Below are 22,418 nucleotides of genomic sequence, written 5' to 3' on the forward strand. Positions count from 1 at the left end.
TGCGAAAAGATCGTGTGCGAAGTAAATATCAGGTCATGGTGTCGTGCGTCATGGCTTCGGTTCTCAGTGAGTGGAAGGGATGAGTGCCGCGTCAGGCCGCTGCGTGGCCGAACATGCGGCCGCGCAGCGCCAGCAGGCGATCGCGCAGGTCGAGGATCTCGGCCACCGGCATGTCGGCGGCGGTGGCGATGCATTGCGGCAGGTGCGCCGCGCGGGCCTTCAGGGCACGGCCCGCATCGGTCAGCGTGACCAGCACCTGGCGCTCGTCGACGGCCGAGCGGGTGCGGTCGATCAGGCCGGAGGACTGCAGGCGCTTCAGCAGTGGCGTCAGCGTCGGTGAATCGAGGAACACCCGCTCGCTGATCTCGCCGACGGTCAGGTCATCGCGCTCCCACAGCACCATCATCACCAGGTACTGCGGATAGGTCATCCCCAGATCCTTCAGCAGGTCGCGGTAGACCTTGTTGAAGCCCAGCATCGTCGAGTACAGCGCGAAGCACAGCTGTTGATCGAGCTGCTGGGGGAAGGGGGTGTTGCGTGCCATGGGGCGAATAATACATCGCGTGCAATTTATTTGCAAACAATAGATCGATTGGAGCGGTCCGACGAGTGCCGACAATGCCCGCATGAACCACCGTTTCGTCGAAGCCTTCTACTGGGTCGTCACGCTGAAGAGCGTGTCGCGCGCTGCCGAGAAGCTGTTCATCACGCAGTCGGCGATGTCCAGCCGCATCGCTGCGTTGGAAGAAGAACTGGGCGTGCTGCTGCTCGACCGGCGCGACAAGCAGTTCCGCCTGACGGTCGGCGGCCTGCGCTTCTTCACCCACGCGCAGCGGCTGCTCGCGCTGCACCGCGAGATCAAGGCCGAGATGGGTGCAGGCGCCGATGGCGCGCAGCGTGCCGTGTCGCTGCGCATCGGCGTGATCGAGTCGGTGCTGCACTCGTGGCTGATCGACTGGGTGCACCACATGCGCAGCACCAGTCCCGATTTCGCGCTCGAGCTGACGGTCGAAACCACGCCGGTGCTGGTCGACCAGGTGCAGCGCGGCGCGCTCGACCTGGCCTTCGCGGCGCTGCCGACCTCGGGCGAGAACCTGCGCAGCCGCGCCCTGCCGCCGATGGAGATGGTGTTCGTCGGCCACAAGGACCTGCACCGCAAGCGCCGCTACACGCTCGCCGACCTGGCGCAGCTGGAGCTGCTGACCTTCCAGCGCGGCTCGCAGCCGCACGTCGCGCTGCTCGACCTGTTCCGCGCGGCGGGGCTCGAGCCCCGCCGGGTCCATGCGATCTCGTCGATCTCGGCGATGGTGCAGTTGGTGGAGGGCGGCATCGGCGTCGCGACGCTGCCGCTGGCCGCGGTGTTGCGGCTTGGCGAGCGCCTGCCGATCAAGCCGCTGGCCTGCGAGGTGCCGCTGTTCCCCTTGCCGGTGCATGCGAGCTGGCGCGACGACCCGACCTCGTCGGTCGCGATCGACGTGCTGGACGCCGTGTTCGACTACATCGGCGTGCCGAAGACCGGTGCGAAGGTGCCTCGAAAGCGCACCAGGAATGGGTGAAAACCCCAACTTGGTTCATCGAAAAAATCGATGAGCTGAGCGAAAAATTTCTTGTTTGCCGCAGCCTGTCAGCGGCCAACACAATCCGCTCCATTCGCAAACCCAACCGCCGCCAGGGTCTTGTCATGAAGCCTGAACAGAAGTCCTCCAGCGCCTCGCGAGCCCGCGCCGAGATCCGCGCCGGCCGCCATGCCACCCACACCAGCGGCCTGGCCGACGACCATGTACAGGGCAACCTGGTGATCCTGCCGCAGGCGCTCGCGAACGACTTCCTGCGCTTCTGCCAGCGCAACCCCAAGCCGTGTCCGGTGCTGGCCGTCTCCGAGCCGGGCGACCCGATGCTGCCGACGCTCGGCCACGACATCGACATCCGCAGCGACGTGCCGCGCTACCGTGTGTGGCGCCGCGGCGAGCTGGTCGACGAGGTCACCGACATCGGCGCGCTGTGGCGCGACGACCTGGTGAGCTTCGTGATCGGCTGCTCGTTCTCGTTCGAGCAGGCGCTGCTGGATGCCGGCGTGCCGCTGCGCCACGTCGCGCAGAACCGCAACGTCGCGATGTACCGTACCAGCATTCCCACCGTGGCGGCCGGCCCGTTCCATGGGCCGATGGTGGTCTCGATGCGCCCGCTCAAGGCTGCTGACGCCATCCGTGCGGTGCAGGTCACCTCGCGCTTCCCGTCGATGCACGGTGCGCCGGTGCACCTGGGCGAGCCGGCGCTGATCGGCATCGCCGACATCACCCGCCCCGACTACGGTGACGCGGTCGACGTGATGCCCGATGAGCTGCCGGTGTTCTGGGCCTGCGGCGTGACGCCCCAGGCCGCGATCACGCAGGCCCGCCCGGAGTTCTGCATCACGCATGCACCCGGCTCGATGCTGATCACCGACCTGCTGAACACGCACATCGCCAGTCTCTGAGTTCACGTTCATTCTTCACCCCTACCAGGAGCAGTCCCCATGCAACATTCGCAACCGCGTCCGCAGCCGCGCAGAAGCGTCCTCCAGGCGCTGGGCGCCACCTTGTTCGGTCTGGGTTTCGGCACGGGTGCGCGCGCCCAGTCGGCCGAGGTGAAGATCGGCGTGATCTACCCGCTGACCGGCCCGGCCGCGTCCACCGGTGCCGAGCTGAAGAACGCGCTGGAGCTGGCGGCGGACATCATCAACAACGGCGCCAACAACGCAACGAAAGGCATCTCCGACCTGCCGTTCGCCGCCGGTGGCGGCCTGCCGAAGCTGAAGGGCGCGAAGATCAAGCTGGTGTTCGCCGACCACCAGGGCAACCCGCAGACCGGCGCGACCGAGGCCGAGCGCCTGATCACGCAGGAGAAGGTGGTCGCGCTCGTCGGCGCCTACAACAGCAACGTCACCGCCACCGCGAGCCAGGTGGCCGAACGCTATGGCGTGCCGTTCCTGAACCCCGAGTCGTCGTCGGCCTCGCTGACGGCGCGCAACTTCAAGTGGTTCTTCCGCACCACGCCGCACGACGACCTGTTCGTGCACAACTTCTTCGATTTCCTGAAGGAGCTGGAGGCGAAGAAGAACTTCAAGGTCGGCGCGATCGCGACCTTCAACGAGAACACGCTGTGGGGCAACGAGACCACCAAGCTGCAGGCGAAGCTCGCACCCGAGAAGGGCTACCACCTGGTCAAGCAGGTGACCTACCCGGCCAAGAGCACGCAGCTCACGTCGGAAGTGCAGACGCTGAAGGCAGCCGGCCCGTCGCTGGTGATGCAGTCGTCGTACCTGGGCGACGCGCTGCTGTCGATGAAGACGTACAAGGAGCTGGGCTTCTCGCCGGACATGATCCTCGCGAACAACGCCGGCTTCACCGACACCGAGTTCATCAAGACGCTGGGCAAGGATGCCGAGTACGTGATCACGCGCGAGGTGTGGGCGCTGGATCTTGCGACGCGCAACCCGCTGATCAAGCAGGTCAACGACCTGTTCCTCGGGCGCTACAAGGCCAACTTCACCGGCAACTCGTCGCGCACCTTCACCGGGCTGATGGTGCTGGCCGATGCGATCAACCGCGCGGCATCCACCGAGCCGGAGGCGATCCGCAAGGCCCTGTCGGAAACCGACCTGCGCGCCGAGAACCTGATCATGCCGTGGAAGGGCGTCAAGTTCGACAGCACCGGGCAGAACACGCTGGGCCGCGGCATCCTGGTGCAGATCGTCGACGGCAAGTACAACACGGTGTACCCGTTCAACCTCGCGACGCGCGAGGTGACGTGGCCGATGCCGAAGTGGGATCAGCGCAAGTGATTCGATTCCGTTCGGGCTGAGCTTGTCGAAGCCCAGCTCGCATGCCACCAGGCTTCGACAGGCTCAGCCCGACCCTTCGACAGGCTCAGGTCCTTCGACGGGCTCAGGATGATCGGGCCCTTCGACAGGCTCAGGGCGAACGGTTGGAAAAAGCATGACCGCAGAAATACTGCTTCAAACCCTCGCGTCCGGCGTACTGATCGGCCTGATCTACGCGCTGGTCGCGATCGGCCTCACGATGATCTTCGGCGTGATGGACATCGTGAACTTCGCGCATGGCGAGTTCCTGATGCTCGGCATGTACGCGAGCTTCTGGCTGTTCGCGCTGTACGCGCTCGACCCGATGCTCACGCTGCCGCTCACGGTGCTGATGCTGTTCGCTTTCGGCGTGCTGCTGTACAAGCTCGTGATCCGCCGCATCACCGATGCGCCGATGCTCAGCCAGATCTTCACCACCTTCGGGCTGATGATCCTGCTGCGCGGCGTCGCGCAGTTCCTGTGGAAGCCCGACTTCCGCTCGATCGAGGGCTCGTGGGTCAGCGGCAGCGTCAAGCTGGCCGGCATCCAGCTCGGCCAGCCGCAGTTGGTGGCCGGCGTCGGCGCGATCGCGGTCACCGCGCTGGTGCATTTCTTCCTGACGCGCACCCGCCTCGGCGCGGCGCTCGAAGCCACTGCCGCCGACAAGGAGGCCGCGCAGCTGATGGGCATCGATTCGCACCGCATGTTCRCTCTCGCCTGGGGCATCGGCGCGGCCTGTGCCGGCGCGGCCGGCGTGCTGCTCGCGACCTTCTTCCCGATCTTTCCGGAGGTCGGCGCCAACTTCATCCTGATCGCCTTCGTGGTCGTCAACCTCGGCGGTTTCGGCAGTGTGACCGGCGCTTTCTGGGCCGGCATCCTGGTCGGCGTGATCGAGGTGATGGGCGGCTTGCTGCTCGGGCCGCAGTACAAGACGGCCATCGTGCTGGTGCTGTTCCTCGCGGTGTTGATGTTCCGGCCGCAGGGCCTGATGGGGAAAGCATGAAGCCTTCGAAGAAGACCCTGGGGCTTGCTGCGCTCGCGATGGCGGCCGTGCTGCTGCCGTTCGTCACGCACAGCCCCYCGCACCTGAACCTCGCGATCCTGGTGCTGATGGCGGCGCAGCTCGGCGTCGCGTGGAACCTGCTCGGCGGCTATGCCGGCCAGGTCTCGCTCGGCCATGCGGCGTTCTACGGGCTTGGCGCCTACACCTCCACGCTGCTGCTGCTGAACTTCGGCGTGAACCCGTGGCTCGGCATGCTGCTCGGCGGCTTGGTCGCGGCGCTGCTGAGCCTCGGCTTCGGCTGGTCGTGCTTCCGGTTGAAGGGCCACTACTTCGCGATGGCGACGATCGCGGTCGCCGAGATCGTGCAGATCGTGTTCACCAACTGGGAGTACGCCGGCAGCGCGGTCGGCCTGACGATCCCGATGGACCAGCGGGGCTGGGCCACGATGGTGTTCGCCGACAAGGCGCCGTACTACTGGCTCGCGCTCGGCCTGCTGGCGCTGACGCTGCTCGCGACCTGGGCCGTCGAGCGCAGCCACATCGGCTACTACCTGCGGGCGATCAAGGACGAACCCGATGCCGCGCGCAGCATCGGCATCAACATCGCGCGCTACAAGCAGGTGGCCTTGTCGCTCAGCGCCTTCTTCACCGCGCTCGGCGGCAGCCTGTATGCGCAGAAGGAGCTCTACATCGACCCGGGCTCGGTGCTGACGACCGCGCTGTCGATCAAGATGGCGCTGGTGTCGATCCTCGGCGGCGTCGGCACGCTGTTCGGGCCGGTGGTCGGCTCGGTGGTGCTGACGACGATCGAGGAGCTGACGCGCGCCAGCTTCGGCGGCACCGGCCGCGGTACCGACACCATCATCTACGCGGCGCTGATCGTCGGCATCGCGGTGTTCTACCCGAGCGGGTTGATCGGCTGGTTCCGCGAATGGCAGCAGCGGCGCCGCGCCCGCGCGGTCGAAGCGGCCAAGGTGGAGGTGGCACTGTGAGCCTGCTTGAACTTCAAGGCGTCTCGAAGCGCTTCGGCGGCCTGATGGCCAACCAGGATGTCTCGTTCAGCGTCGACGCCGGCCAGATCGTCGGGCTGATCGGCCCGAACGGCGCCGGCAAGACGACGGCATTCAACTGCGTCGCCGGCTTCTACGAACCGAGCGCCGGCGAGATCCGGCTCGACGGCCAAGTCATCTCCGGCCTGCCGCCCGAGGCCTGCGCCCGCGCCGGCGTGGGCCGCACCTTCCAGGTCGCGCGCACCTTCACCAGCATGACGGCGCGCGAGAACGTGATGACCGGCGCGCTGATGCGCAACCGCCGTGTCTCGGCCGCCCGCGACGAGGCACAGCAGTGGCTGGCCTTCGTGGGCCTCGATCAATTCGCCGACAAGCCCGCCGGCAGCATGACGATCAGCGAGCAGCGCCGGCTGGCGGTCGCCCGCGCGCTCGCCATCGCGCCGAAGCTGCTGCTGATGGACGAGGTGATGGCCGGCCTGAACCCGTCGGAAGTGCGCGAGATGGTGAAGGTGGTGCTGAACATCCGCGCGCGCGGCATCGCCTGCCTGATCGTCGAACATGTGCTCGAAGGCATCATGCCGATCGCCGACAGGATCGTCGTGCTCGACCGCGGCGTGAAGATCGCCGACGGCACGCCGGCCGAGGTCTCGCGCGATCCGCACGTGATCCACGCCTACCTGGGAGACGAGTGATGCTGCAGGTTTCCAACTTGCGCGTCAGCTACGGCGGCGTGCTGGCCTTGTCCGACGTCAGCCTCGAGGTGCCGCAGGGCCAGATCGTCGCGCTGGTCGGTGGCAACGGCAACGGCAAGTCGACCACGCTGCGCGCGATCGCCGGGCTGAACAGGCTCGATGCCGGCAGCGTGCGCTTCGATGGCCGGCCGGTCCACGAGCTGCCGGCGCACCAGCGGGTGCCGCTCGGGCTGTCGCTGGTGCCCGAAGGCCGCCGGCTGTTCCCGCGCCTGACGGTGCGGCGCAACCTGGAGCTCGGCGCCTTCACCCGCACCGATGCGCACGAGGTGGCGGCCGGCATCGACGAGATGTTCACGCTGTTCCCGATCCTGAAGGAGCGCGAGACCCAGCTCGCCGGCACGATGAGCGGCGGCGAGCAGCAGATGCTCGCGATCGCGCGCGGCCTGATGGCCAGGCCGAAGCTGCTGATGCTGGACGAACCGTCGTGGGGCATCGCGCCGAAGTTCGTCGCCAAGGTGCTGGAGGTGATCCAGCGCGTCAACGCGACCGGCGTGACGATCCTGCTGGTCGAGCAGAATCTCCACAAGGCCTTGTCGATCGCGCACCATGGCTACGTGATCCAGACCGGGCGCATCGTGATGCAGGGCAGCGGCGCCGAGCTGGCGGCCAACGACGACGTCAAGAAGGCCTATCTCGGGTTGTGATACTTCGGGTTGTGAGGCCCAGGAAAGAAATCCATGCAAGCTCAAGTTCAAGGCACCGACCGCTGGCAGTTCTGGATCGATCGCGGCGGCACGTTCACCGACGTGGTCGCCAGGCGGCCCGACGGCACGCTGGTCACCCACAAGCTGCTCAGCGAGAACCCCGAGCAGTACCGCGATGCGGCGGTCGCCGGCATTCGCCACCTGCTGGGCCTGAAGCCCGGCGAGGCCTTCCCGGCCGAGCGCGTCGAGTGCGTGAAGATGGGCACCACGGTGGCCACYAAYGCGCTGCTSGAGCGCAAGGGCGAGCCGACGCTGCTCGTCACGACAAGGGGCTTTCGCGATGCGCTGCGCATCGCGTATCAGGATCGCCCACGCATCTTCGACTGCCACATCCAGCTGCCCGAGCTGCTGTACAGCCGCGTGATCGAGGCGCGCGAGCGCGTCGGCGCGAAGGGCGACGTGATCGAGGCGCTCGACGAGGCGCAGCTGCAGGCCGACCTGCAAACCGCCTACGACGCCGGGCTGCGCAGTGTCGCGATCGTCTTCATGCACGGCTACCGCTTCACCGCGCATGAGCTCGCTGCCAAGGCGATCGCGCAGCGCATCGGCTTTCCGCAGATCAGCGTCTCGCACGAGGTGAGCCCGCTGATGAAGCTGGTGGGCCGCGGCGACACGACGGTGGTCGACGCCTACCTGTCGCCGATCCTGCGCCGCTACGTGGAGCAGGTCGCGAGCGAGATGCCGGGCGTGAAGCTGTTCTTCATGCAGTCGTCGGGCGGGCTGACCGATGCGCATGCCTTCCAGGGCAAGGACGCGATCCTGTCCGGCCCGGCCGGCGGCATCGTCGGCATGGTGCGCACCGCGCAGCTCGGGCTGTCGCCGCTCGGCCTGGGCGATGACGCGAAGACCGCCACCGCGACCGCCGAGGTCAAGGTGATCGGCTTCGACATGGGCGGCACCTCCACCGACGTGAGCCACTTCGCCGGCGAGTTCGAGCGTGCGTTCGAGACGCAGGTGGCCGGCGTGCGCATGCGCGCGCCGATGATGAGCATCCACACGGTGGCGGCCGGCGGCGGCTCGATCCTGAGCTTCGACGGTGCGCGCTTCCGCGCCGGGCCGGAGAGTGCCGGCGCCAACCCGGGTCCGGCCTGCTACCGCCGCGGCGGCCCGCTCGCGGTGACCGATGCGAACGTGATGCTCGGCAAGATCCAGCCGGCGCATTTCCCGAAGGTGTTCGGCCCGAACGCCGACCAGTCGCTCGACCGCGAGGTGGTGGTGCGCCAATTCACCGAGATGGCCGCCGCGATCGAACGCGCGACCGGCGTCAAGCGCTCGCCGGAGGCGGTGGCCGAGGGCTTCATCGACATCGCGGTGGGCGCGATGGGCAATGCGATCAAGAAGATCTCGGTGGCGCGCGGCTACGACGTGACGCGCTACGCGCTGCAGTGCTTCGGCGGCGCCGGCGGCCAGCACGCCTGCCGCGTGGCCGATGCGCTCGGCATGAACCGGGTGTTCGCGCACCCGCTGGCCGGCGTGCTGTCGGCCTACGGCATGGGGCTGGCCGACCAGGCGGTGCTGCGCGAGCGCGCGGTCGAGCTGCCGCTGGCCGGTGCGATGCCGGCTGTCACCGAACTGCTGGCCACGCTGGCCGCCGAGACCGAGGGCGAGCTGAAGCGCCAGGGCACCAGCAGTGCCGCGGTGACGGTGCTGCGCCGCGTGCACGTGCGCTACGAGGGCACCGACTCGGCGCTGGTGGTGCCGTTCGGCACGCCCGAGGCCATCCAGGCCGCGTTCGAGGCCGCGTACCGCCAGCGCTTCGCGTTCCTGATGAGCGAGCGCCGGCTGGTGATCGAGGCGGTGTCGGTGGAGGCGGTCGGTGCAGGCGATGCGCCGGTCGAGCCGCGCCATGCGCTGGCCGCCAGCGGCGCCGCGCCGGTGCGCGAGACGGTGCAGCTGTTCAGCGGCGGCCGCTGGTGGGATGCGGCGCTGGTGGTGCGCGAGGACGCGCTGCCCGGCCACACCATCGACGGCCCGGCCATCATTGCCGAGAAGACCGCGACCACCGTCGTCGAACCCGGCTGGCGCGCCCGCGTCACCGCGTACGACCACCTGCTGCTCGACCGCGTGCAGCCGCGCGAGCTGCGCCGCGCGATCGGCACCACGGTCGACCCGGTGATGCTGGAGGTGTTCAACAACCTGTTCATGAACATCGCCGAGCAGATGGGGCTGCAGCTGCAGAACACCGCGTACTCGGTGAACATCAAGGAGCGGCTCGACTTCAGCTGTGCGCTGTTCGATGCCGAAGGCAACCTGATCGCCAACGCGCCGCACATGCCGGTGCACCTGGGTTCGATGAGCGAGTCGATCAAGACAGTCATCCAGGGCAATGCCGGGCGCATGAAGCCGGGTGACGTGTACGCGCTGAACGACCCGTACCACGGCGGCACGCACCTGCCCGACGTGACGGTCGTGACCCCCGTCTACCAAGGGGATGGCGAGAACGAGGCCCCGCTGTTCTACGTCGGCTCGCGCGGCCACCATGCCGACATCGGCGGCATCACGCCGGGCTCGATGCCRCCGTTCTCGACGCGCATCGAAGAAGAGGGCGTGCAGATCGACAACGTCAAGCTGGTCGAGGCCGGCGTGCTGCGCGAGGCCGAGATGCTGGCGCTGCTGAAGAGCGGCCCCCACCCGTCGCGCAACCCGCAGCAGAACCTCGCCGACCTGAAGGCCCAGATCGCGGCCAACGAGAAGGGCGTGCAGGAGCTGCGCAAGATGGTGCAGCAGTTCGGGCTCGAGGTGGTGCAGGCCTACATGCGCCACGTGCAGGACAACGCCGAGGAATCGGTGCGCCGCGTGATCACGCGCCTGAAGGACGGCAGCTTCACGCTGCCGCTGGACAACGGCGCGCGCATCAGCGTGGCCATCCGGGTGAACGAGCAGGAGCGCAGCGCGGTGATCGACTTCACCGGCACCTCGGCCCAGCTGACGAACAACTTCAACGCGCCGCGCGCGGTCTGCATGGCGGCGGTGCTGTACGTGTTCCGCACGCTGGTCAACGACGACATCCCGCTGAACGCCGGCTGCCTGAAGCCGCTGCAGGTGATCATCCCCGAAGGCTCGATGCTGAACCCGAACCCGCCGGCCTCGGTGGTGGCTGGCAACGTCGAGACCTCGACCTGCATCACCAACGCGCTGTACGGCGCGCTCGGCGTGATGGCGGCCGGGCAGTGCACCATGAACAACTTCACCTTCGGCAACGCGACCTACCAGTACTACGAGACGATCTCCGGCGGCTCGGGCGCCGGGCCGGATTTCGACGGCACCTCGGTCGTGCAGACGCACATGACGAACTCGCGGCTCACCGACCCGGAGGTGCTCGAGTTCCGCTTCCCGGTGCGGCTGGACAGCTACGAGATCCGCCCCGGCTCGGGCGGCGCCGGCCGGCATCGCGGCGGCGACGGTGGCGTGCGGCGCGTGCGCTTCCTCGAGCCGATGACGGCCTCGATCCTGTCGAACGGGCGCCACGCCGGCGCGTTCGGCATGGCCGGCGGATCGGCCGGCCGGCCGGGCATCAACCGGGTCGAGCGGGCCGGCGGGCAGGTCGAGATGCTGGACCACATCGGTTCGGTGCCGATGGGGCCGGGCGACGTGTTCGTGATCGAGACGCCGGGCGGCGGGGGCTACGGCGCGGTGTGAGGCAAACGATGTCGGTACAAATGGACCGGCGCGCCGGTGTGGGGAAAGGCATCAACGCTCCCTACACTTCGAACCGCCCGGCCCGTCCCTCCCTCATGCCGGGCTGTCCGGCCCATACCTCCCTCCAGCCGGACCTTCGGGCCCGCTGCCGCAATCCTCCCTTTGCCGGCGGGCCCATATTTTTTTCTTTCCCCCGCCGGTGCCACCGATGTTCCTGCTGAAGCTCGCGCTGGTGTGCGCGGTCGTGCTCACGGCCAGCTTCGCCGCGAAGCGTTTCGGCCATGGCGTCGCGGGCACCTTGTCGGGCCTGCCGATGATCGCCGGGCCGATCATGGGCTTCGTGCTGCTGCAGGCGCCGCTGTCGCAGGCGCATGCGATCGCGGTGGCGACGATCGTCGCGTACCCGGCGATGGTGTCGCACATGGTGGCGTTCGCGCACGCGGTGCGGCGCTGGCCGTGGTGGGTGTCGCTGCTCGCGGCGAATGCGGTGTTCCTCGCGGTCGGCGGGTTGCTCGTGTGGATCGAGCTGCCGTTTGCCGCAGCCTGCGGGCTGGCGGCGCTCGCGCCGTGGGCCGGGATGCGATCGATGCCGGCGCACCGCCGCGAGCGCACGGTGCTGCACATCCCGCCGGTCGAACTGGTGCTGCGCGTCGCAGCCGCCGCCGCGCTGGCCGCCGCGATCATGGGTGGCGCGTCGGTGTTCCCGGCCGCGCTCAGCGGGCTGCTGCTCGCGTTGCCGATCACCGGCAACGTGCTGCCGTGCTTCACGCGGGTGCGCCATGGTGCCGACGCCACCATCGAGCTGCTGGCCGGCTTCGTGCGCGGCATGGTCGGCTTCGGCGCGTTCTTCATGGTGCTTGCGCTGGCCTTGCCGACGCTCGGGGCCGGTCTGTCTTACGTGGCGGCGTGGGGGCTGGTGCTGGTCGTCGCGTGGGTGCTGCAACGCCACCGCGCAGCGCTGACGGTACCGCCTGTCGCGCCCGATTGAGTCGGTCGGTGGGGGATTGCAATGGACGTAACTGGCGTAACCTGAGAGACTGACGAGACTGCGAATCCTCCCAGCCCGCAAAGTTGCCATGGCTCCCATTTCATCCCGCAAGCAAGCGAAAACTGCCAAGTCCTCCAGCAACGAGAAGAGCGGGGCTGGAAGCGTCTCCGTGCCGCTGGTCATTGATCTGGCGACCTGGAGCATCCTGGATGCTGAGCTCGCGAATGCCCCAGGCGCCGAGCACCTGGACGCCGACCCGCCGCACAAGGATCTCTCGATCCACCCACTGAGCCCAGGTCTTGCGCGCTCCGTGTTTGAAAAGACCCTCGAGTCTCTGAAGGAGGTCCAGCAGCAACATGTTGGAGAACTGTCCGCGAGGCAGTTCATCCGGCAGGTCGCCGAAACGCTGGCCGACAAGGCAGATGCGGGAATCCGAGACGTGCCCGTCGTTGAAGGCTGGCAACAGCTTCTGGAACGAGGGCTGAAGAGCAAGACGGCGCTGCTGAAGTCAAAGGAGTTCAAGTCGACTTCGCAAGCCAGCGATCTTCTGGGCATTGGAGAGCACGCTGTGCGCAAGCGCGTCAAGGAGCAGAAGCTATTTGCCTTGCGGACGCCCGGTGAGGGAGAGCATCGCATCCCCGCGTGGGCACTCGACCCCAAGATCACGGGTGCGACAACGGCTGCGCTTCTCGCTCGGGCCCGGTCCGCGGACGAATGGCGCATCTACCACTTCATGTCCACGCCAAACGGCAGCCTGAATGGACTTCGGCCTTTCGAGTGCCTGCTGTCCAACGAAAACCTGCCTCGGGCCGAAGTTCTTGCCAAGGATGAATTGATCGCACATCTGAAGCTGTCCGCGGGTTCTTCCTTGTTGGAGCCCGTCAGGCGAGCGTTGGAAAGAGAACTCACCGAAGGTCAGGAGACATGAGCGGTCCGTTCCCGGTGCTTGACCCGACCTTCGTTCTTGCCGTTGAGACGGCCACCAGGGAGACTTTCCATCGGGTCTATTGGTTGGGCCAGAACCCGATGAAACCGAGCGTGGCAGGGGGCAATCGCTATGACTGTCCTGCTGCGCTGCCGCCTTCCGATCAGTTCGGTGTTCTCTATCTCGGCTACGACCTGCCGACGTGCTGGATGGAGACGGTCGTGCGCCAGAACATGGTTCGCCCCGCAGGAACGGACATCCAGATTCCCCAGGCGAAGATGACCGCCCGATGGGCCTGTGAGATTTCTTCCAGGGATCCGCTCGTGCTGGCCCAGTTTGCCGATGAGCCCCTCATCGATCTGGGTGATTGCGCATCGAACGTCATGGAAGACTCCTATCTGCGGACATGGGAGTGGTCGGCGCTGTTGCATGCGCATGCCAACCCCCAAGTCGATGGCCTTCGGTATCGGTCGCGCTTCAAATCAGGCCAGTTCTGCGTGGCACTGTTCGAGCGTGCCATCTCTGCCAAAGGCTTGACCGTTTCGAACGCACGAAGTGTCGACCCCATGACGTCCACAGAGGCTCAGTCGATCATGCGACGGTACCGCGTGGTGCCCATCTAGGGCCTGATCCTCTCGATCTGAATACCCGCCCCGTGTTGACAGCGCGTCGGCACACCTGTAAAAAGAGCGAATGTTCTAGTTGATTAAAAAATAGAACATACGTTCACAGCAGGCCTTCCCCCGATCAACGACATGGCGCAGCGCGAGCCCCCGGGCCGCCGCATGCACCAGGCAGGAGACAAGCATGACCCGATCCTTCCGCGTCCCGGTGCCGCGTGGCGCCGTGCTGGCTGGTGCTCTGCTGCTGGCCGCGTGCGGCGGTGGCGGCGGCAACGACACAGCGCCCACAGCCGATGCCGCCGCACCACCTACCGAGCGCACCGCCGCCGTGGCCGCACCCGGCGCCGGCCAGTGGACCCCGCTGATCCCGCTGTCGATGGTGACGCCGTCGGCCGCGCTGCTGCCGAACGGCAAGGTGGTGCTGTGGGCCTCGTCCGACCGCTTCACCGACGGCGCGCCGAGCGGCCAGACCTACACGACGCTGTTCGATCCGGCCACGCAGACCGCGAGCGAGACGCTGGTCACGCAGACCGGCCACGACATGTTCTGCACCGGCACGACCAACCTGCCGGACGGCCGCATCCTCGTCAACGGCGGCAAGGACAGCGCCAAGACGACGGTCTACGACCCGGTCGCCAATGCCTGGAGCACCGGCGCGACGATGACGATCGCGCGCGGCTACAACGCCAACACCATCCTCGCCGACGGCTCGGTCTTCACGCTCGGCGGCTCGTGGAGCGGCGGGCGCGGCAACAAGCACGGCGAGCGCTGGACGGCCGCCGGCGGCTGGGCCCGATTAACCGGCGTGCCGGTCGACGCGGCGCTCGGCAACGACCCCGATTTCGCGTTTCGCGCCGACAACCACATGTGGCTGTTCCCGGCGCCGAACGGCAAGGTGCTGCACGCCGGGCCGGCCGCGAACATGAACTGGATCGACACCCAGGGCAGCGGAAGCATCACGCCCGCCGGCACGCGCGGCGACGATGCATACAGCCAGAGCGGCAACGCGGTGATGTACGACATCGGCAAGATCCTGAAGGTCGGCGGCGCGCCGGCCTACGAAGGGCAGAACGCGAACAACCGCGCCTACGTGATCGACGTGAACGCCGGCGTCTCGGTGCGCAAGGTCGCGCCGATGGCGTACTCGCGCATCTTCAGCAACGGCGTCGTGCTGCCGAACGGGCAGGTGCTGGTGATCGGCGGCCACAGCTTCGGCCGCCCGTGGTCCGATGACAACTCGGCGCTGGTGCCCGAGCTGTGGGATCCGGCCACCGAGACCTTCGTGCCGCTGCCGCCGATCGGCGTGCCGCGCAACTACCACAGCATCGCGCTGCTGCTGCCCGACGCCCGCGTGCTGACGGCCGGCAGCGGCCTGTGCGGCAGCTGCTCGACCAACCATGCGAACGCGCAGATCCTGACGCCGCACTACCTGCTGAACGACGACGGCACCGCCGCGACGCGCCCGGCGATCAGCACCGCGCCGGCCACCGCGACGCAGGGCACCAGCATCGCGGTGACGACGAACGCCGCGGTCGCGCAGTTCTCGCTGGTGCGCGTGGGCTCGACCACGCACACCGTCAACAACGACCAGCGCCGCATCCCGCTGCAGTTCACCACCACCGGCAGCAACGCCTACTCGCTGGCGCTGCCTTCGAACCCCGGCGTGCTGCTGCCCGGCTACTACATGCTGTTCGCGATGAACGCGGCCGGCACGCCCTCGGTGTCGAAGATGATCCGCATCGGTGGCGATGCCGCGCCGAAGCTCGTGAACCCCGGCACGCAGAGCAGCATCAGCGGCAGCGCGGTGAACCTGGCGCTGGCCGCCACCACGCCGACCGGCACGCTGACCTGGTCGGCCACCGGCCTGCCGCCGGGCCTCGCGATCAACGCGAGCAGCGGTGCGATCACCGGCACGCCGACCACGGTGGGCCAGTACGTGGTCACGGTGAGCACGCGCAACGACGTGGCGGCCAGCAGCACGATGCTGGCGTGGAACGTCACGCCGGTGCTCGGCGCGACGGTGCAGTACGTGATGCTGGAGGCGGTGTCGGAGCAGGGCGGCAACGCCTGGACCTCGATGGCAGAGTTCAACCTGCTCGACCGCGCCGGCGCGGTGATCCCGCGCACCGGCTGGGCGGTGCAGGTCGACAGCCAGGAGGCGTCAAGCGGCCAGAACTCGGGCGCTGCCGCGATCGATGGCGATGCAGCGACCTTCTGGCACACCAAGTACACCGGCGGCAACGCGCCGCTGCCGCACCGCTTCATCGTCAACCTCGGCACCGCGCGCGGCATCGGCGGCTTCAAGTACCTGCCGCGTCCGGTGGCGGGTGGGCTGAATGGCATCATCGCCGGCTGGAACTTCTACATCGGCAACGACGGCGTCAACTGGTCGCTGCTGAAGAGCGGCAACTTCAACGACTTCCCGGACCGCAGTTCGGAGAAGACCGTGACGGTCGACCGCGCCCCGGCCATCGCGCCAATCGCCAACCGCAACAACCTGGTCGGCCAGGCGGTGTCGTTCGGCGTCAGCGCCGGCGATCCTGATGGCGATGCGCTGGCCTGGTCCGCCACTGGCCTGCCGAACGGGCTGACGATCAACGCGACCAGTGGGCTGATCAGCGGCACGGTGAGCACGGTCGGCAACTTCGCGGTGACGATCGGCGTCGACGACGGGCATGGCGGCACCGCGAGCGCGGCGTTCACCTGGAACGTCAGCGCGGCGGCCTTCGTGATCGACCCGGTCGCGGCGGCGCCGATCGCCTCGGGCGGCAGCGTCACGTTCAACGTCGCGTCGAACGGCGGCACCGGCACGCGCTACCGCTGGACCTTCGGCGACGGCACGGCGCAGACGGCCTATTCCACCGCCACGTCGATCGCCCACACCTACGCGGCGCCGGGCCTGTACAGCGTGACGGTGGAGGCGATCGATGCGAACAACGTCGTCACCTCGCGCACCTTCAGGCAGGCGGTGTATGCCGCGGCCACCGCAGCGCGCCCGACCTCGTCGTCGGCGATCGCGCTGGAGCCCGCGACGACGCCGCGCGTGTGGCTGGTGAACCAGGACAACGACAGCGTCAGCGTCTTCAACGGCAGCACGAACGCGCGGGTCGCGGAGATCGCGGTCGGCACGCGGCCGCGCAGCGTGGCGCGTGCGCCCGACGGCCGCATGTGGGTCGTCAACAAGGGCGATGCGACGATCAGCATCGTCAACGCCGGCACGCTGGCGGTCGCGCAGACGGTGGCCCTGCCGCGCGCCTCGCAGCCGTTCGGCCTGGCCTTCGCACCGGATGGCAGCGCGGCCTATGTCGCGCTCGAAGGCAGCGGCCAGCTGTTGAAGCTGAACGCCTCGACCGGCGCGACGCTCGGCAGCGTGGCGGTGGGTGCGAACCCGCGGCACGTCTCGGTGACGGCGGCGAGCGATCGCGTGCTGGTGTCGCGCTTCGTCTCGCCGGCGCTGCCGGGCGAGGGCACGGCCGCCGTGCAGACGGCCGTCAGCGGCGTGAAGAAGGGCGGCGAGGTGGTCGTCGTGACGGCAGCCATGGCGGTGGAGCGCACCGTGGTGCTGCAGCACAGCGACAAGCCCGACAGCCTGCTGCAGGGCCGTGGCATCCCGAACTACCTGGCGCCGGCGGTGATCTCGCCGGACGGCAAGAGCGCCTGGGTGCCGTCCAAGCAGGACAACCTGCTGCGCGGCACGCTGCGCGACGGCAGCAACCTCGATTTCCAGAACACGGTGCGCGCGATCAGCTCGCGCATCGACCTGGTGGGCTGGGCCGAGGACTACACCGCGCGCATCGACCACGACAACTCCGGCGTCGGCAGCGGCGCGGTGTTCCACCCGACCGGTGCCTACCTGTTCGTCGCACTCGAGACGAGCCGCGAGGTCGCGGTGGTCGATCCGGTCGCGAAGGCCGAGATCTACCGCTTCCCGGCGGGCCGTGCACCGCAGGCGGTGGCGGTGTCGGCCGACGGGCTGAAGCTGTACGTCAACAACTTCATGGACCGCACGCTCGGCGTCTACGACCTGGCGCGGCTCGTGAACTTCGGCGAGCTGAACCTGCCGCTGCTCGCGAACGCCGGGGCGGTCGGCACCGAGAAGCTCGCGGCCACCGTGCTGGTGGGCAAGAAGCTGTTCTACGACGCGGCCGACACGCGGCTGGCGCGCGATGCCTACATGAGCTGCGCGTCGTGCCACAACGATGGTGGGCAGGACGGCCGCACCTGGGACTTCACCGGCCTCGGCGAGGGCTTGCGCAACACCATCTCGCTGCGCGGGCATGCCGGTGCGCAGGGCAACCAGCACTGGACCGGCAACTTCGACGAGATCCAGGACTTCGAGGGCCAGATCCGGAACTTCGCGCTCGGCACCGGGCTGATGAGCGATGCGCAGTTCAACACCGGCACGCGTTCGCAGCCGCTGGGCGATCGCAAGGCGGGCGTCAGCGCCGACCTGGACGCGCTGGCGGCGTATGTGGCGTCGCTGAAGGCGAGCGATGCGAGCCCGTACCGCAACGCCAACGGCACGCTGACRGCCGATGCGCTGGCCGGGCAGGCGCTGTTCCGCGGCGCGGGCGGTTGCCTCGCGTGCCACGGCGGCACCGATGCAACCGACAGCGCCGGCGGCGTGCTGCGCAATGTCGGCACGATCAAGGCGTCTTCGGGCAAGCGGCTCGGCCAGACGCTGACCGGGCTGGACACGCCAACGCTGAAGGGCGCGTGGGCGACAGGGCCGTACCTGCACGACGGCTCGGCCGCCACGCTGCTGGACGTGCTGACCACTGCCAACGCGGCCAACCAGCACGGCGCCGCGGGCAGCCTGACGGCGGCGCAGCGCACGCAGCTGGTGGCCTACCTGCAGCAGCTGGACGACAGCAACGATGCGATCAGCGCGGCGACGATCGGTGGTTTGTCGGTGCTGGACACGGCGAATGCGGCGGACTGGTCGGTGCAGGCCAACCTGCAGGCGGCCGGACTGCAGTTCGGCGACCGCGCCTTCACGATCACCGGGTTGCCGGCGCTGCTGTCGGGTTCCCCCTGGTTGCGCACCGCGAACGATTCGAAGACCTTCACCGGCAACCCGACGGCAAGCTTCACGCTGAACCAGCCGGCGGACGTGTATGTGACGGTGGACGACCGCTTCACCGGCGCGTTCTCGTGGATGGCGGGCTGGTCGAACACCGGGTTGAAGGTGACGACCGACGAGGCGGGCACGGCACGCAGTTTCAGCGTGTGGACGAAGAGCTTCCCGGCCGGGACGGTGAACCTGGGACCGGTGGCTTCTGGAGGGAACAGCATGTACAGCGTGGTGGTGCGGTAGGGGAACGGTGGCGAGCGCACACAAACCGTTCGGACTGAGCCTGTCGAAGTCCTGGTGGCTGGGCGGCAGCCTGGCCTTGTGCGCGGTCGTCGTGTTGGCGGACCCCGGCTCCAACCTGGGCCGCCAGCTCTACCGCGGCGAGGTTCCGCTGCCCGGCACGATCAACGGCCACGCCCAGCCGCTGCCGCCCGTCGCGACGCGCTGCACGAACTGCCATTCGCGCGAGAGTGCGGCGCAGGCCGCATCGGGGGCCGCCTCGTTCGCGCCGCTGTTGACGCGCGAGCGGCTGCTGGGCCCGATCGCGCGGCGCGGCGGGCCGCCGTCGCGCTACGACGAGGCGGCGTTCTGCCGGCTGCTGCGCAGCGGCATCGACCCGGCGATCATGCTGATCCCGCGGCAGATGCCGCGTTATGCGATCGACGATGCGCAGTGCAAGGCGCTGTGGACGTACCTGATCGACGGAGGAGAGATGCGATGACGACGCGGCGAGAGTGGCTTGTCGGTGCGGCTGCCTGCGGGCTGCTGCAGGGGGCGCGGGCCCACAGCGTCTTCGGACCGGTGCAGCCGGCGCTGCCTGCGCCGGCGCTGTCGCTGCAGGACATGGCCGGCAAGTCGGTGCCGCTGCCTTCGCTGCTGACCGGACAGGTCACGGCTGTGCAGCTGATGTTCACCGGCTGCAGCGCGACCTGCCCGATCCAGGGCGCGGTGTTCGCCGATGCGCAGGCCCGGCTCGCGAAGGAGAACGCCGGCCTGCGCCTGCTGTCGCTGTCGATCGACCCGCTGGGCGACGACCTGCCGGCGATGCGGGCGTGGCTCGCGAAGTTCGGCGCGCAGTCGCCACGCTGGGCAGCCGCGCTGCCGAAGCTGAAGGATGTCGACCCGTTGCTCGACTTCCTGCGCGGCCGCGCGCCCGGCACCGACCGCCACACCGCGCAGGCCTTCGTGTTCGACCGGCAGGCGCGGCTGGTCTACCGCACCGAGGACATGCCGCAGCCGGGGGAACTGGTGAAGCTGATGCGAGGCGTGGCTGCGCGCGCTTGATTTCCCCTTTGAGAACAAAATAACTTCATATTTCCGCAAAGATCGTCGAAAATCGAGGGAATTTTAGTTCCAAAGGGTTCTCATGCTGCTCGAGTTCAGGGTGCGCAACTACAAGTCGATCCGTGACGAGCAAGCGTTGAGCCTGGTGGCGTCCAGCACCGACAAGGAACTGGCCGACACCCACCTTGCGCTCACCGGGGTGAAGGCGTTGCCGAATGCGGTTCGTGCCGCCGTTGTCTACGGGCCGAATGCGAGCGGCAAATCGACGCTGCTGTTCGCGTTGAGCTACATGCGCGCCGTGGTGGCGGAGTCCGCCTCGATGATCCAGCCGGGCCAGGCCTACAACGTCCAGCCCTACAAGCTCGATGAGACCTGGGCCAACGAGCCCACGGCATTCGAGATGACCTTCGTGATCGATGGCGTTCGACACCAGTACGCCTTTGCGATGACATCCAGGCGCATCGTCAGCGAATCGCTGGTCGTCTACCGCACGAGCAAGCCCACGCAGTGGTTCAGCCGGCGCCTGGCAGACGACGGCGAGAGCCACGAGTACGAGTTCAGCGCCTACCTCACCGGTCCGCGCAAGCTCTGGCAGGACAGCACGCGCCCGAACGCGCTATTCCTGTCGACTGCCGCGCAACTCAACAGCGAGTTGCTCAGTCCTGTCTTCCGATGGATCGTCGACAGCATCGTGTACCTGCCGGCGGGAGGGCTGCTGAGTCCCGACGCGACGACGACCTTGCTCGCGACACAGACAGGTCGCGAGACGATTCGCGATTTCCTCCGGGCCGCCGATCTCTCGATCGCTGACGTGCAGGCCGTGCCTCGCAAGGGCTCGCGCAGCCATGTCGAGTTCCGTGCCGGTGGCGTGGCGCAAGCGAGCCAGGAGGATGGCGAGTTCCTGGTGCCGATCTTCGAGCACACTACACCGAAGGGGCGCGCGAAGTTCGAACTGGAAGATGAATCCGAAGGCACGCAACGCCTCTACGCGTTGGTCGCCCCGGTGCTCGAGGCGATCCGCGAGGGTCGGATCCTCGTGATCGACGAACTGGACAGCAGCTTGCACACCTTGTTGGTCCGCAGGCTGATCTCGATGTTTCACGACAATGCGCTGAATCGCGCCGGTGCCCAGCTCATCTTCAGCACGCACGACACGTCGCTGCTGGACCACAACCTGTTCCGCCGCGACCAGATCTGGTTCACCGAGAAGGGCAGCGACCAGGCCACGCGCCTGTTCCCGCTGACGGACTTCAGCCCCCGCAAGCACGAAGCATGGGAACGAGGCTACCTGGCGGGGCGCTACGGTGCTGTCCCGTACTTCGGAGCCTCCACGGCCGCATGACCCGAGGCACGCCATGGGGCAGGACAACCAACCCAAGCATCGCCAGAAGTCTCGCGATCTCCACCGCCGTGCGGCGGTGCGTCAGGCCTACGAGCGCCTGCTGATCGTCTGCGAGGGCGAGAAGACCGAGCCGCTGTACCTGGGAGAGATCTGCCGCGAGCAGCGACTGTCGACGGCACATGTTCACGTGCAGCAAGGTGGATTCGGCACCGAGCCCCTGCAGATCGTCGAGTTCGCGGAGCACCTGTTCCAGGCAGGCGATCGCAAGAGGGGCATCGAAGCTCGCGCCTTCGACCGGCTGTTCGCCGTGTTCGATCGGGACGAGCATCGCACCTATCACCAGGCACTCGACAAGGCCGCCGCGCTCAGTGGTCGCTTGGTCAATGACGAACGCCAAGGCGTTCCAGTGCATGCAGTCGTGTCCGTGCCGTGCTTCGAGCTCTGGCTCCTGCTCCATTTCGAGAACATCCAGGCACCGCTGCACCGCAACGAGGTGTACACCCGCCTCAAGATGCACCTGCCGTACTACGACAAGGGCCAAGGCGGTCACTGGGAACGAACACGGGCCTTGGTTGAAGTCGCTGCTGCCCGGGCCGCGGCGCGGGCGGCAGTGACTCGCGCGCACGATGGGGTCGAGCCCTGTACAGACATGGGGCCCTTGGTTTCCACGCTCCTGAAACTCAAGGATTCAACGTAGAAGGCGCCAGCCTGCCGAGGTAGTTCCGCACGCTCGCCTGCATGCACAACTCCCTCATCGTCGTCGCATGCATCAGCCGGCTGACCCGGCTCTCGTCCTTGTGCACGAAGATGTAGCGCTCGCAGATGTCGGCCAGGATCTCCATGTGCACCGGCTCGTTCGGGTGCAGGCACAGGAACACCAGCTTGCCGTGGCTGCGCAGCTTGCGGAAGAACTCCAGCATGAAGCCGATGTAGCCGTCCTGCGTGTTGAACTGCGGCTCGTCGAACAAGTGAACCACCGCCCGCTCCGCGCCGGCGTGCTCCAGCATGAAGTTCGGCCGGTCGCGCTTGAACGAGCGCACCTGGTAGGACTGGTGGTAGTGCAGCGCCAGCCGGTCGCGCTCGCGGTACCGCACCTTGTGGATGTCCTGCCCCGCCACCATCACCCGCCCGCCGCTCGGCGCGTTGCCGCCGGTGATCAGCTCGAACATCGTCGTCTTGCCGGCGCCGTTGGCGCCCATCACGCCGATGATGCCGGGGCCGTCGACCTGGAAG

The 22,418-nt window shown here is 67.8% G+C and carries 18 protein-coding genes; 16 read left to right on the top strand and 2 right to left on the bottom strand.

All coding sequences use genetic code 11. The features are described from left to right. Positions 1-91: 91 nt before the first annotated feature. A complete protein-coding gene (locus AC1DXV_RS15980) occupies positions 92-544 on the bottom strand; it encodes a MarR family winged helix-turn-helix transcriptional regulator (RefSeq protein WP_477865674.1) in 453 nt (150 codons plus the stop codon). Positions 545-626: 82 nt separating this feature from the next. Here AC1DXV_RS15980 and AC1DXV_RS15985 point away from each other — a divergent pair, with 82 nt between their 5' ends. From AC1DXV_RS15985 to AC1DXV_RS16060, 16 genes are all read left to right on the top strand, one after another. Next, a complete protein-coding gene (locus AC1DXV_RS15985) occupies positions 627-1,556 on the top strand; it encodes a LysR family transcriptional regulator (RefSeq protein ID WP_477865673.1) in 930 nt (309 codons plus the stop codon). Positions 1,557-1,681: 125 nt separating this feature from the next. Next, complete coding sequence (locus AC1DXV_RS15990; RefSeq protein ID WP_477865672.1) at positions 1,682-2,476, top strand: putative hydro-lyase; 795 nt, start codon at positions 1,682-1,684, stop codon at positions 2,474-2,476. Between the two features lie 39 nt (positions 2,477-2,515). Then, positions 2,516-3,823 (top strand): ABC transporter substrate-binding protein, encoded by a 1,308-nt coding sequence (locus AC1DXV_RS15995; RefSeq protein WP_477865671.1) that lies wholly within the window; start codon positions 2,516-2,518, stop codon positions 3,821-3,823. A 154-nt stretch (positions 3,824-3,977) separates the two neighbouring features. Continuing rightward, positions 3,978-4,844, top strand: a complete 867-nt coding sequence (locus tag AC1DXV_RS16000) for a branched-chain amino acid ABC transporter permease (protein ID WP_477934460.1) — start codon at positions 3,978-3,980, stop codon at positions 4,842-4,844. Next, positions 4,841-5,836, top strand: coding sequence for a branched-chain amino acid ABC transporter permease (locus tag AC1DXV_RS16005; protein WP_477934461.1), 996 nt, complete (start codon positions 4,841-4,843; stop codon positions 5,834-5,836). Before AC1DXV_RS16000 ends, AC1DXV_RS16005 begins: the two co-directional genes overlap by 4 nt. After that, positions 5,833-6,546 (top strand): ABC transporter ATP-binding protein, encoded by a 714-nt coding sequence (locus AC1DXV_RS16010; RefSeq protein WP_477865651.1) that lies wholly within the window; start codon positions 5,833-5,835, stop codon positions 6,544-6,546. Before AC1DXV_RS16005 ends, AC1DXV_RS16010 begins: the two co-directional genes overlap by 4 nt. Next, complete coding sequence (locus AC1DXV_RS16015; RefSeq protein WP_477865650.1) at positions 6,546-7,250, top strand: ABC transporter ATP-binding protein; 705 nt, start codon at positions 6,546-6,548, stop codon at positions 7,248-7,250. Before AC1DXV_RS16010 ends, AC1DXV_RS16015 begins: the two co-directional genes overlap by 1 nt. 33 nt (positions 7,251-7,283) lie before the next feature. Further along, on the top strand, positions 7,284-10,949 hold the full coding sequence (locus AC1DXV_RS16020; protein ID WP_477934463.1) for a hydantoinase B/oxoprolinase family protein: 3,666 nt from the start codon (positions 7,284-7,286) through the stop codon (positions 10,947-10,949). A gap of 208 nt (positions 10,950-11,157) precedes the next feature. After that, complete coding sequence (locus tag AC1DXV_RS16025) at positions 11,158-11,937, top strand: hypothetical protein (protein WP_477865648.1); 780 nt, start codon at positions 11,158-11,160, stop codon at positions 11,935-11,937. A gap of 88 nt (positions 11,938-12,025) precedes the next feature. Further along, positions 12,026-12,865, top strand: coding sequence for a MerR family transcriptional regulator (locus tag AC1DXV_RS16030; RefSeq protein ID WP_477865647.1), 840 nt, complete (start codon positions 12,026-12,028; stop codon positions 12,863-12,865). Then, positions 12,862-13,485, top strand: coding sequence for an RES family NAD+ phosphorylase (locus AC1DXV_RS16035; protein WP_477865646.1), 624 nt, complete (start codon positions 12,862-12,864; stop codon positions 13,483-13,485). Before AC1DXV_RS16030 ends, AC1DXV_RS16035 begins: the two co-directional genes overlap by 4 nt. A gap of 184 nt (positions 13,486-13,669) precedes the next feature. Continuing rightward, positions 13,670-18,802 (top strand): putative Ig domain-containing protein, encoded by a 5,133-nt coding sequence (locus AC1DXV_RS16040; protein ID WP_477934465.1) that lies wholly within the window; start codon positions 13,670-13,672, stop codon positions 18,800-18,802. 7 nt (positions 18,803-18,809) lie between these two features. Beyond that, the gene (locus AC1DXV_RS16045; RefSeq protein ID WP_477934467.1) at positions 18,810-19,280 is read left to right on the top strand and encodes a hypothetical protein; all 471 of its coding nucleotides are present in this window, start codon (positions 18,810-18,812) and stop codon (positions 19,278-19,280) included. After that, positions 19,277-19,843 (top strand): SCO family protein, encoded by a 567-nt coding sequence (locus AC1DXV_RS16050; RefSeq protein ID WP_477869610.1) that lies wholly within the window; start codon positions 19,277-19,279, stop codon positions 19,841-19,843. The genes AC1DXV_RS16045 and AC1DXV_RS16050 overlap by 4 nt, the downstream gene beginning before the upstream one ends. Before the next feature lie 82 nt (positions 19,844-19,925). Continuing rightward, the gene (locus AC1DXV_RS16055) at positions 19,926-21,185 is read left to right on the top strand and encodes an AAA family ATPase (RefSeq protein WP_477869607.1); all 1,260 of its coding nucleotides are present in this window, start codon (positions 19,926-19,928) and stop codon (positions 21,183-21,185) included. Between the two features lie 13 nt (positions 21,186-21,198). Beyond that, positions 21,199-21,882 carry an RloB family protein gene (locus AC1DXV_RS16060; protein ID WP_477869605.1) on the top strand — a complete coding sequence of 228 codons (684 nt, stop codon included), beginning with the start codon at positions 21,199-21,201 and terminating at the stop codon, positions 21,880-21,882. Here AC1DXV_RS16060 and AC1DXV_RS16065 read toward each other — a convergent pair. Then, on the bottom strand, positions 21,866-22,418 hold a 553-nt coding region (locus AC1DXV_RS16065), incomplete at its 5' end, for an ATP-binding cassette domain-containing protein (protein WP_477934469.1). The two genes, AC1DXV_RS16060 and AC1DXV_RS16065, sit on opposite strands and share 17 nt — an antisense overlap.

It is taken from the genome of Rhizobacter sp. P3_C12, from assembly GCF_056402735.1.

Bases quoted from the DNA above. Each gene is read 5' to 3' on its own strand.
- AC1DXV_RS16025 (WP_477865648.1), top strand. From the start codon at position 11,158: ATGTTCCTGCTGAAGCTCGCGCTGGTGTGCGCGGTCGTGCTCACGGCC.
- AC1DXV_RS16060 (WP_477869605.1), top strand. From the start codon at position 21,199: ATGGGGCAGGACAACCAACCCAAGCATCGCCAGAAGTCTCGCGATCTC.
- AC1DXV_RS15980 (WP_477865674.1), bottom strand. From the start codon at position 544: ATGGCACGCAACACCCCCTTCCCCCAGCAGCTCGATCAACAGCTGTGC.
- AC1DXV_RS16035 (WP_477865646.1), top strand. From the start codon at position 12,862: ATGAGCGGTCCGTTCCCGGTGCTTGACCCGACCTTCGTTCTTGCCGTT.
- AC1DXV_RS16055 (WP_477869607.1), top strand. From the start codon at position 19,926: ATGCTGCTCGAGTTCAGGGTGCGCAACTACAAGTCGATCCGTGACGAG.
- AC1DXV_RS15985 (WP_477865673.1), top strand. From the start codon at position 627: ATGAACCACCGTTTCGTCGAAGCCTTCTACTGGGTCGTCACGCTGAAG.
- AC1DXV_RS16030 (WP_477865647.1), top strand. From the start codon at position 12,026: ATGGCTCCCATTTCATCCCGCAAGCAAGCGAAAACTGCCAAGTCCTCC.
- AC1DXV_RS16050 (WP_477869610.1), top strand. From the start codon at position 19,277: ATGACGACGCGGCGAGAGTGGCTTGTCGGTGCGGCTGCCTGCGGGCTG.
- AC1DXV_RS16015 (WP_477865650.1), top strand. From the start codon at position 6,546: ATGCTGCAGGTTTCCAACTTGCGCGTCAGCTACGGCGGCGTGCTGGCC.
- AC1DXV_RS15990 (WP_477865672.1), top strand. From the start codon at position 1,682: ATGAAGCCTGAACAGAAGTCCTCCAGCGCCTCGCGAGCCCGCGCCGAG.
- AC1DXV_RS15995 (WP_477865671.1), top strand. From the start codon at position 2,516: ATGCAACATTCGCAACCGCGTCCGCAGCCGCGCAGAAGCGTCCTCCAG.